Annotated in this window: 9 protein-coding genes; 1 reads left to right on the top strand and 8 read right to left on the bottom strand. The window is 43.3% G+C overall.

The annotated features are described in order from the left end of the window. The 7 genes from VIN08_RS23520 to VIN08_RS23490 form a co-directional block, all read right to left on the bottom strand. A partial coding sequence (locus tag VIN08_RS23520; RefSeq protein ID WP_331970654.1) for an efflux RND transporter permease subunit occupies positions 1 to 2,004 on the bottom strand: 2,004 nt, incomplete at its 3' end. Between the two features lie 3 nt (positions 2,005 to 2,007). Continuing rightward, positions 2,008 to 3,141 carry an efflux RND transporter periplasmic adaptor subunit gene (locus VIN08_RS23515; RefSeq protein WP_331970652.1) on the bottom strand — a complete coding sequence of 378 codons (1,134 nt, stop codon included), beginning with the start codon at positions 3,139 to 3,141 and terminating at the stop codon, positions 2,008 to 2,010. Then, on the bottom strand, positions 3,098 to 4,363 hold the full coding sequence (locus VIN08_RS23510) for a TolC family protein (protein WP_331970649.1): 1,266 nt from the start codon (positions 4,361 to 4,363) through the stop codon (positions 3,098 to 3,100). The genes VIN08_RS23515 and VIN08_RS23510 overlap by 44 nt, the downstream gene beginning before the upstream one ends. An 84-nt stretch (positions 4,364 to 4,447) precedes the next feature. Then, positions 4,448 to 5,842, bottom strand: a complete 1,395-nt coding sequence (locus tag VIN08_RS23505; protein ID WP_331970646.1) for a HAMP domain-containing sensor histidine kinase — start codon at positions 5,840 to 5,842, stop codon at positions 4,448 to 4,450. After that, complete coding sequence (locus tag VIN08_RS23500; protein WP_331970643.1) at positions 5,832 to 6,542, bottom strand: response regulator transcription factor; 711 nt, start codon at positions 6,540 to 6,542, stop codon at positions 5,832 to 5,834. The genes VIN08_RS23505 and VIN08_RS23500 overlap by 11 nt, the downstream gene beginning before the upstream one ends. A gap of 159 nt (positions 6,543 to 6,701) precedes the next feature. Then, positions 6,702 to 7,751: a patatin-like phospholipase family protein gene (locus VIN08_RS23495; RefSeq protein WP_331970640.1), complete on the bottom strand. Its 1,050-nt coding sequence runs from the start codon at positions 7,749 to 7,751 to the stop codon at positions 6,702 to 6,704. Between the two features lie 166 nt (positions 7,752 to 7,917). Then, positions 7,918 to 9,384: a GAF domain-containing protein gene (locus VIN08_RS23490; protein WP_331970637.1), complete on the bottom strand. Its 1,467-nt coding sequence runs from the start codon at positions 9,382 to 9,384 to the stop codon at positions 7,918 to 7,920. Between the two features lie 260 nt (positions 9,385 to 9,644). Between VIN08_RS23490 and VIN08_RS23485 the strand changes: the two genes are divergently transcribed. Next, the gene (locus VIN08_RS23485; protein WP_331970634.1) at positions 9,645 to 10,163 is read left to right on the top strand and encodes a DinB family protein; all 519 of its coding nucleotides are present in this window, start codon (positions 9,645 to 9,647) and stop codon (positions 10,161 to 10,163) included. Positions 10,164 to 10,209: 46 nt separating this feature from the next. Here VIN08_RS23485 and VIN08_RS23480 read toward each other — a convergent pair whose 3' ends face one another. Beyond that, on the bottom strand, positions 10,210 to 10,587 hold the full coding sequence (locus VIN08_RS23480) for a globin (protein WP_331970631.1): 378 nt from the start codon (positions 10,585 to 10,587) through the stop codon (positions 10,210 to 10,212). Between the last annotated feature and the right edge of the window lie 348 nt (positions 10,588 to 10,935).

The raw sequence follows: 10,935 nt of genomic DNA, 5'->3' as shown, positions 1-10,935 counted from the left end.
TGCTACGTTGTCAATGATAGGTTGCGAGTAATTATAATTTATACCCTGATATTTTTTCAGCTTATGATCCATCTCTTCGATCAATCCATCCATGCTGATCTTGCGGTCCCACTCTTCTTTCGGTTTTAAGTTTACCTGCATCTGCACGTAGTAGAAACCACTTGGGTCAGTACCATCGGTCGAGCGACCGGTTTGTGAGCGGACTCCCTTTACTTCTTTAAACCTGCTCAACTCCTGGCGAAGTGTATGCACCATCTTAACCGTTTCGTTCAGCGACATACTCATAGGCATCTTTGCCTCTACCCACAGCGCTCCTTCATTTAATTGCGGAAGAAATTCTGTTCCCATCCACTTCAGTGAGAACAACGTGAAGGCTACTATCGCCATTGCTACCGTAAGACTTATCTTCTTATGGGAGAATGTCCATTGAAATCCTTTCGATACAATGCGATCGAAAAACGTAACGATGAAAGTATGTTTCTCTTTTACGTTTTTCTTTAGCAACACGGCGCTGAGTACAGGCACCAGTGTAAGAGTGAAAATCAAGGCGCCCAGCAATGCAAAGCCCAGCGTATAGGCCAGGGGTGAGAACATTTTCCCTTCCACTTTCTCGAAAGAGAATATAGGCAGCAATGCTGTAATGATGATAAGCTTGGAGAAGAATACCGCTTTGCCGGTATTGGTTGCTGTATGTTTTATCAACCCCAGTTTGCTGATCTTGTTAAAGCGCTCCATGCCGTACTTCTGTGCCGTATGATCAAGCGCTACGAACAGTCCTTCCACCATTACCACGGCACCATCAATGATGATTCCGAAATCTATAGCTCCCAGTGAAAGTAAGTTGGCGCTCATGCCTTTCATGCGCAGGCAGAAGAACGCGAACAGTAATGATAGCGGTATAATAATGGAAACGATAACCGTAGTGCGCCAGTCGGCCATGAAGAGTAATACAACAGCCGTTACAAAGAATATACCCTCCAGCAGGTTGTGCATAACCGTGTGCGTGGTATAGGTCATCAGCACATCGCGATCGTAAAAAGTTTTCATGCGCACATCGCCCGGCAGTATACGCGTGTTGAGTTCTTCGATCTTGGCTTTTACGCGATGCAGTACTTCACTCGGATTTTCTCCTTTGCGCATCACAATTATACCTTCCACTACATCGTCATTCGTATCCATACCCACCTGGCCTACGCGCGGTAAATCTGACTCGATAACTGATGCTACATTTTTTACTAATACCGGTACACCTGCACGATCGTGTATAATGATGTTCTCAATATCTTCGATCGAATTCAGCAAACCCATACCGCGAACAACATACGCTTGCCCGTTTTTCTCGATAACATCTCCACCTACGTTGATATTACTTTTGTTTACACCTTCATATACATCCAGTGGTGTAATATCATAGCGATTGAGCAGTGCAGGATTTACCTGTATCTCATATATTTTTTCGCGACCACCAAAAGCCACTACATCGGCAACACCGGGCACAGCACGCATTTGCCTGTCGATAATCCAGTTCTGTACAGTCAGTAATTCGCGTGTATCTTTTGATTTGGAAGTGAGTACATATCTGAAAATCTCTCCGGTCGGTCCGTAAGGTGGTTGTATCTCTGGCTCTACATTTTCCGGAAGGTTTACGTTGACGAGCTGGTTGTTTACCTGCTGGCGTGCATAGAAATCTTCCACATCATCATCAAAAATAATTTTGATCACCGAAAGGCCGAACATGGAGATAGACCGCACGTTGGTTTTACGCTGCACAGAGTTCATTGCTACTTCTATCGGTATAGATACAAAGCGTTCAATCTCCTGTGCACTGCGTCCCTGCCACTCGGTAACAATAATGATCTGTGTATTGGTTACATCCGGAAATGCCTCGATAGGTGTATTGCGATAGCTTACTATACCGGCAATAATCATTACACCTACCCAGAAGAAAGTAAAGAACCTGTTCTTGAGAGAAAAGGCAACTATATTCTTGATCAGTTTGTCCATGCGTTAATCGTTCAGGGCATCGTAAATGAATAGCGGATTACGGCTGATCACTACTTCACCAGGTTTGAGTCCACCATTAAGCCACGTTATTTCATCGGTGGTTTTATATACATCCACTTCGCGTGTCTCGATGTTGAAGCGATCTTTGAAGATCATCACGAACTGACGGCTGTTATCAAAAATGATAGCGGACGAAGGAACGGCTGTTAATGTTTTTGGTTCATCGTACTGTGCCTTTACTGATGCGAGCATTTCAGGTTTTAATTTGAAGCCCGGGTTCGGCACTTTAATGCGTACTTTCATGGTGCGTGTTTCCGGATCAAGTACACTGAGTATCTTATCAATTTTACCATTGATCTTTTCGTCCGGATAACTGAGTGGTGTGATCACTACATTCATGCCGTGGTTGATACGCGCTATATCTGTTTCATATACATCGGCAATAGCCCACACTTCATCCAGCTCGGCTACAGTAAATACACTTTCGCTGTGATCGGAAGGAAGCGTCATATCGCGGCTCAGTTTTTTCTGGATCACAAATCCGCTGATAGGCGATTTCAATCTATACTCTGACTGACGATTGAAATTATAGATGGCAAATGTTTCGGAGATGCGTTTCAGGGCAGCCTCTGCTTTCTCCAGATCTTTCTGCGCGCCAATCAACTCTCTGTCAGACGATAATTTTGATTCGTACAGATCTTGCTTTACGCTGAGATTTTTTTGTGCTACCAATACATCAGACTGTGCATCGATCAACTGCCGATCGTATTCGGCTACTTCACCACTCTTGATTACCGCGAGAGTTTGGTTTTTGGTTACATGGTCGCCCAGCTCTGCATCTACTTCCAGTACATTTCCTCCTACTATAGGAAATATTTCTACCAGGCGATTTTCATCGGCCGCTATTTTTCCATTCAGGTTTAATACACCCTTTACCGGTTTTACTTTTACAGTATCCAATGCGATCGACTTCAACATAGTATCGCTCAGCGAAAATGCTTTGCTTTCTGCAGCGGGCTTTTCCTTTTCACCGCATTGCGTCAGCAACAGTGTGGCGAAACATGCTGCAAGCGCACCAACACGTATAGGGTGCTTAAGGGCGCAGGTCTTGTCCCACTGCATAATTGAGTTCTTCATAAGATTTATTTAGATCGGCCTTCAGTTGATTTAGTTGAATGATGCTGGTGTTGTACGACTCAAACATGTCGGTAAACTCCAGCAGAGAAATGTTATTCTTGCTATAGTTGCTTACAAGTCCTTTGCTGAGTTGATCGAGTTGTATTTCGAAATCCGTTCCGGCAGAAGCATATTGATCACGCAGCAGTTGAAAAACATTCCAGGCGGTTTGCACTTCGCGTGTAATTTCCTGTTGCTTGCTTTGCAGCATGATCTTGGATTGTTCTATACCAATGCGTGCCTCCTGTATACGTCCCTGGTTGCGATTAAAGAGCGGAACCTGCAACCCGACTTGTATACCGGTATAATTATTCACATAGCTACCGGCCTGGTCGTATATAGCACCCGTTGTAAGATTCGGTATAGCCTGTTTGCGTTCCAGTGAGTAACGCAATTGATTTTGTGCCTGCAGACTCTGGGCAATCTTTAGCTCCGGGCGATTGGCAAGCGATTGCTCAATGAGTGTTGGCAATGTTATAGCGGTAAGCTCCGGAACAATTTGTGATGAAACATTCGGGATCGGAAAGATGACGCGATCATCTACCAGTAACAATTGCAGATCGGATTGCAATTGCACCAACTCGGTTTGCGTATCATTTACCTGGTTGTTGATGTCGAAGTAGGTGGACTTCAATCGCGTAAGCTCCTGCAGCGATACATTTCCTTTTGTGTACTGATCGCCATAGAGATCAATAACACTTTTCAACAAAGCCAGTCGCGAACGAATATTGCTGATAGCATTGTTGAGAAAATGATAGCGGTAGTAGCTTACATGCAATGCATACTTGAGGCTGCGTGCCAGCTCAAAGTATTGCCACTGCGTCATCTGCTTTTCTTCTTCCGCAAGCCTGATCGATGTTTTACGCTGACCCGCTATACGAAATACTTTTTGGAGCTGGATAATTTTCTGCCCGTTGCGGCCTGCATCCAACCATTGCTTGGCCGTGGGATTATATAGATTCCACTCAGTAAATAATTCAGGATTACTAAAAAGTTTTTCCTGAACCTTACGGGCTTCCGCTTTATCTACTTCGTAATGATAGGCTATGAGCGACAGATTTCGAGATATCAATAAACTATCGGCTTGTGCCAGTGTGATACGGAGTGTGTCGGTGTTTTGAGCGAAGAGTGAAGAGCCTGACAAAAGAGTAACAACAGTTACCCATATTCGAAACGATCGCATTCCTTTTTTCTACAAAAGTACGGTCGAGGTCTTTAGACGGGCTTAAGTGTGCCTTAAATTACCCTTAAAGTTGAAACACGTATACTATTGCAATGCGGGATGAGTATGTATAGTATGATTGACTAGTGGTAAGCGAAGTATAAAATGATGTTGCCCTTCACGAAAATTGTGGGTGATCGTGCCATTCATCATTTCGATGATCTGCTTTACAATGGAAAGACCGAGACCATGACCGGGTTTCTCTTGTTGCTGTGTTTCGCGAAAGAAAGGTTCGAATATTAAATTGGCCTGTGATGGTTCATCGCCTGTGTTGGAAAAGGTTAGCTGAAGTATACCGGCATGATGATATATAGCTATAGCGAGTTGCTGCGTGGTAGCATATAGAGCAGCATTCTCAATCAGATTTCGGAAACAGATTTTTAATAAGAGTGTATTTCCATCAACAATCAGGTGCTCTTCGGTTTCAACACTGGCATCTATATCGATCTTTACTTGTTGCTGCGGGTATGCAGGACTTAGTTCTTTTACACTTTCATCCAGCACTTCATCTACGCGTATACGTGTTGTGTTGATCGGTAATTGTGATTGCAATCGCTGAATCAATAATAATGATTCTATCAATGCTGCCTGTTCATCTATATCGTCTGACAACCCATTTGTTACCTGCTGTATTTCGGACTGATTATTATCAGCCAACTCTTCCAGGCGCTCAATCTTACCGCGGATCAGGGCGAGCGGTGTTTTTAATTCGTGTGCCGCATTGCGTACAAAGGCGCGCTGCGATTCAAAGGCTTTAGATAAACGCTCCAGCATCTGGTTATAATTTACAGCCAGCGTATCCAGTTCATCTTTGTTCTTTTTTACAGCTACATGTCCGCGAAGGTTATTGGCATTTATATTCTGAATCGATTTATTCAATTCGTCAATGGGGCGAAATACCTGGCGTATATAATAGTAGCTGGCTACTGATATAAGAAGTGTGCCCAATACCAGCGCGAGTATAACCAGATCCTGCAGGTTTTGAAGTTTGCTAATGCCATAACGATCGTAGGCGGAAGAAAGCACAACATAATCGTGACCCTGCCCGGTATAGCGAACGCCCACTACTTCATCGCCATCATCATCTACATAATACTTTTGACCGGTTTGCCGAATGGTGTGGATCAATTTCGCAGAGTACGGAATCTTCTCATCATCGAGGCTGCTATAGATAAGCTTGTCATCTTCATCGAAGATCAAAATCTTCTCATCATACATTTTGTTGATGGAATTTTGGTCAATGATCTTAAGCAGCCCTATATCTACACCTTTTACTTCTACCAGTAGCCGTGCCGTGGAAATACTTTTTTCGTGCAGACGTTCAAAAAATTCATCGCGCCTGAATTCCGAGTAAGCTATATAAATGAAACTCAGGATGGCAGTGAGTACGATGAAGAAGAGGCCTACAAACAGTAATGTAAGCCTGGTTTTATAGTTCATCGGACTGCTCGTTTAGATAGTATCCAAAACCGGGCTTGGTGAGGATGAACTTGCGTTCGAAGCCTTTATCAATTTTGTTGCGCAGAAAATTGATATATACTTCGATGGTGTTGTGGGTTACTCCGTATTTGTTATCCCAAAGATTCATAGCCAGTTCGTCTTTGGAGATAATGCGGTTTCTGTTCTTAAGCATATATTCCAGCAAACCATATTCCTTTGGCGTAAGACTGATCTCTTTGCCTTCGCGTATCACGACCTTCTTGTTCGGGTCGAGTTTCATATCATAGAACTGGTATAGCGGCTGCGTGGTGGGTGCCTGTTCTGCGCGCTTTAAAAATATCTTAATCTTTGCCAGCAATTCTTTCAGGTGAAAAGGTTTTACCAGGTAATCGTCAGCACCAAGGTCGAACGCTTCCATTTTGCTGTCGATATCGCCAAACGCTGTAATGATCAGGATGGGTATCTCGGGGTTCATCGCTCTGAATTTTTTGCAGAGCTCTATACCATTTACTTTCGGAAGGTTGAGATCCAGTAATATGAGGTTGCAGGAGCGATTCTGAAAATAGCGCATGGCAATCTGCCCGTCATATACCGGGTCGCAGGCATATCCTTCTTTCTCCAGGGTCGAAGCGATAGACTTGGAGAGATTGTGATCATCCTCGATAAGCAGTATTTTCTTCACCTGACTGTTGGTATCCATGGCTTTTCCAAAAGCAAGGATCGGAATAAAAAGTTAAAAAACGATGGATGATGATTTATTCATGTATAAAAGATGTGATGGACTGCCTATAACGTACAGATCCCGTCTCTCACAACCTATGGACGGAGAAACGGGATCTTGCTATAATCTATGCCTGGCTCAGTTCGTGACCAACGCTGCCTGCAAGCCGGTATAATCTTTTTCGTCTGATAGATTTGCCAGAAACTGTTTCAGGGCCGCCAGCTTATCTGTGTTATCGGTCACCTGTTCACTTACTTGTTTTTCCAGGTAATCGAGTGTTTCTTTTCGGGCATCGGCCATGTCGGAATATTTTTCTTCAGGAATGTTTATGCTTAAGCGCAGGTAACTTCCGGGGTCGAGCATCTCACCACTTTCATAATCGGTAGTCTGGTTAACACCGCGCATCATAATATTTGTTATCTGCGTTACCCACTGCAGTTCGCCCCAGCCTACTGCTTCCTTTTCTGTAATGGTACCGTTGTAACTGCCGGTGCCCAGCGAAAGCACACGGATGTCGCTATATTTCACATCGGTGCCGTCTTTCTTTTTATAGTAGCCTCTGTTGCCATATTTACTGATCTCGGCAATAGCCGCCATAGTAGGGTTGTTTACATATACTCCTCCATCTATACCAGTGAGGCGATTGCCTTTATACTGAAAAGTATAGGCCGGCAGATACGTAGGTGCTGCCGATGTTGCACGACATATATCATATATACGCGCATTAGCCTCTTCATTATCATTAGCCTCGCTCGATTTAAAGAACACCGGCTTGTTGCTATTCAGATCGTAAGTCGATACCAGAATTGGCCGCAGGGCTTCTTTTATCCGTTGCTCGGTTACATATTCCTTCAATACTTTTTCGAGACCGCTGGCACTATAGGCCGGTGAGAACAAATTAGAGAAGCGATGAAAAAATTTACCGATACCCGATCGTATAGGAAAGATAATGTCGCCCTTGTTGATGTATATACTTCCGATATCGTCCAGGCTATATTTAGGCTGGCCCTTGCTATCGCGCAAAGTCATGCACGATACAAGCAGACCTCCGGTAGAGGTGCCGGCCATCATATCAAATGTATCCTGTATTTTCTTTTGCGTAATAGACTCGATCTTTTGAAGTATACGAACGGGTACAATGCCGCGGAGGCCACCTCCGTCAATGCTAAGAATGTTGTAGGTGCACATGGGTCTTTGGGTTTTAGTAGTTTAAACAACACTTCGCTGATAACGCAAAAACCCATCGCTCTGCCTGAGAGTAGCAGATTGCGATGGGCTCTTATACCGAATATAACTAAGTTAAAAGGATTTTACAATGCTATATTTTCGGAAGTAGCAATGATAGCGTTGAGATCTATAGTGCATCGACCGTGGTTTGATTCAAAACGGTTTTCATTTTGTTTATCATCTTCAATGCCAGAAATGCAGAGGCAACCTGTTCGCCACACTTCTCTAAAAATTCCAGTTGGTGCGGAGCCAGTGTAGCAAAGCCAGCCACTTCTACTATAGCAGCAATCGTTCCGTTATGGATCATAGGCACAATGCATAAACATCCGGGAGTAGCATCGCCAAGACCCGAAGTGATCTGCGTATAGCCTTCCGGTAATTTTGTGAGCACGATCGAGTGACGCTCCAGGTATGATTGTCCGGCAAGTCCTTCTCCGGGTTTGATGATCTTCTGAATATACTTTTTCCGGTCGAATGCATAGCAGGCTGTCATTTCAAGATGTATATTCTCCGGATCATCATCATGTACTATAAATATACTTCCCTGCTGGTAACCTATATATTTTGTGAGGAAGCGTACAATATCCGTTGACAGCAGGTTAACATCATTCTGATTGGAGCGAACGATGGATGATAAAGATGTGAGACCTTCATTTTGCCAGTTTATTTTTGCATCATTTTCTTTTGATGTGCGGAGTTTATTACGCAGATCAATGATCTTGGCAGCCAATGTATTTTTATTCTGCTCCTGATTGTTGGCATCTATACCGGCATAGTTGATGGTGTAGTTTCCTGAACTTATCGCATGAATAAAATCAGACAACGAATTGATTGATTTCTTGTAGTATCCAAATATATACTCATCGTTGGCTACCGTTATTTCTTGTCCGTCATTGAAAATGAGATCCTGGTTATAGGCATGGAAATCGCGCAATAGTTTAATTCTTCGCGAAATTTCTTTTCGCAGCAAAACAATAGCATAGATGATTGCCGGCAATGAAAGTGCCACGAGCAATAGATTTATAGCATAATTTATTCTGTTCAATTCTTCGTAGCGTGTCAGGTTATCTTCAATCACCCGGTTCTCAAAGGGCCGCACAATATCGGTGAGTTTATTCCATTTATCAGCCAGTGCTTTATTCATACTCTCGTCTTTGAACTGCACCAGGAAGAGTGAGTCTTTCCCTTGGTCTATCAGCTTGCTGAGATTATCGGTATGATCGGCCGTAAGGAACAACGTTTTTTTATACTCTGCCAGCGAACTGAATCCTTCCGTGAAAAATTCATTCTGAATATGCAGCAGACTATCGATGCGATAGATACACGTGTCAGACCAGGTTTTGATGAAATCGTACGGCAGGTATACATATTTCTTTTCGTGTGTAAGTGCGTAGCCGCGCAGCTCCACGTTCATAGCCATAGTAAGGTATTGGCAGGTTTGAAGACGTGTAAGAACCTTTCGGGCAATGTTGGAGTCATTGAGCGCCTTTTCGATCGTGCGCTGGTGTGTGCTGTTCTGGAAGAACGCCAGCACAATCAATAGAAATAAAAATGTGAGCGATACTTCGATCCGACTGATTTTTAATTTTCGCATATTCTCTGATCTCTTGAATGATTGAAGGCGCAGCCGTTACCGCATCGAGGGAATATTGCCATGCGTTAACATACCACAATGCAATATTGGGTAACGAAAATGTAGAATACTTTTTTGCTATAGGACAAAAAGGATCACAAAGGAGAAATGCGGGCGACAAAAAGGGAGACAGACCCGTATTGATTGCTTGCAAACGATATATTAATATTGATAGAATACTTGAGCAGGTAGTAGAGATTTATATTGCTGATATTTTAATCATGATCAATATTTTACAGGAAAGTCTGTGGCGGCAATTCGGAGCCAGTATCGATATGCTTAAAAATGCTATTGAACTCTGGCCGGAAGAATACTGGTATACTGATAAAAAGTTTTTCTATAACGCCTATCATTGTCTTGTGTTCCTGGATTATTACCTTACCGTTCCTCCCGTAAATTTCGCTTCTTCACTGCCCTTTACACTGGCTGGCCCAAACGATGATATTGCTGAAGATGCGGTAGATGATATAATCCCCAATAAAATATATAGTAAAAAAGAGCTGTTGATATATCTCCAGTCAAGTCGTGAAAAGTGCCGTGCGTTAATTGCGAGTCTTACGGAAGAGCGAATGAACGAGCAGTGGGAGGAACCCGGAGACCGAAGCTTTGCATTACCGGAGATACTGCTCTATAACATGCGGCATGTGCAACATCACGCAGCGCAATTGAATTTACTCTTGCGACAAAAGATCAATGATGCACCGGATTGGGTCTCAAGAGCATCCGATAAAATGGAGTAAAGAGATGTATAGTTTCTTCTGAAACGAGAAATGATATAGGTATATATCAGGTTTCTTCTCCGGTGTTTACCATAAACATGGCTGTGGGCACAAAGCGCTTGAACAACTCATCTTTCAAGCTCTCTTCAATCGGCAAAGTACCAATGGCTTTGGCCATACACGATAGCCATGCCACAGCATCGTCTTCGGTGATGGAGTGAGGCATGTGGCGTGCCCGAAGGCGTGGATGCCCGAACCGTTCGGAGTATACAGCAGGGCCACCGAAGAATTGTGTAAGAAACAAACGCTGCTTCTCCTTGATCTCATCTTTATCGCTCTTGAATAAATGAGCAATCTGCTCATGATCGAAAACAAGATCGTAAAAACGATCGACCAGCATTTTGATATTCTCCTCCCCGATCCGATCGAACATGGTATTTTCCATGCGGCAATATTGAAAAATAATATGCCCAAAAACAACGGAACTGTTTCTGATGCGAAATGCAATCGTGCGAATGATCAAGTAATGCTTTCCAATGGTCAAGGATATACACAGCACATTATCCGCCAGCGTTTCTTTGACGTGTAAATCTTCAGGAACCAACCTGACATGGACCTTTTAAATGAAATTATAAACCTTAAACATTAAGACCATGAAACAGATCATTCGTAAACTTCAAACCAGTAATGTAATTGCACTGGTTGTTTTTAGTGCCATCCTGTTCTCGTTTACTCCTGAGCCGGGAGGTGATAGTTTTAAAATATATGTGAACGATAAGCTGGTGATACAGGA

The sequence above is a fragment of the Ohtaekwangia sp. genome (genome assembly GCF_036568665.1).
Lineage (GTDB): Bacteria > Bacteroidota > Bacteroidia > Cytophagales > Cyclobacteriaceae > Ohtaekwangia.
This window is presented reverse-complemented; position numbering and strand designations above follow the sequence as displayed.

What these genes read in the sequence shown, in the direction of transcription:
- VIN08_RS23490 (WP_331970637.1), bottom strand. Translation starts at nt 9,384, where the DNA reads ATGCGAAAATTAAAAATCAGTCGGATCGAAGTATCGCTCACATTTTTA.
- VIN08_RS23505 (WP_331970646.1), bottom strand. Translation starts at nt 5,842, where the DNA reads ATGAACTATAAAACCAGGCTTACATTACTGTTTGTAGGCCTCTTCTTC.
- VIN08_RS23510 (WP_331970649.1), bottom strand. Translation starts at nt 4,363, where the DNA reads ATGCGATCGTTTCGAATATGGGTAACTGTTGTTACTCTTTTGTCAGGC.
- VIN08_RS23485 (WP_331970634.1), top strand. Translation starts at nt 9,645, where the DNA reads ATGATCAATATTTTACAGGAAAGTCTGTGGCGGCAATTCGGAGCCAGT.
- VIN08_RS23500 (WP_331970643.1), bottom strand. Translation starts at nt 6,542, where the DNA reads ATGGATACCAACAGTCAGGTGAAGAAAATACTGCTTATCGAGGATGAT.
- VIN08_RS23495 (WP_331970640.1), bottom strand. Translation starts at nt 7,751, where the DNA reads ATGTGCACCTACAACATTCTTAGCATTGACGGAGGTGGCCTCCGCGGC.
- VIN08_RS23480 (WP_331970631.1), bottom strand. Translation starts at nt 10,587, where the DNA reads ATGGAAAATACCATGTTCGATCGGATCGGGGAGGAGAATATCAAAATG.
- VIN08_RS23515 (WP_331970652.1), bottom strand. Translation starts at nt 3,141, where the DNA reads ATGAAGAACTCAATTATGCAGTGGGACAAGACCTGCGCCCTTAAGCAC.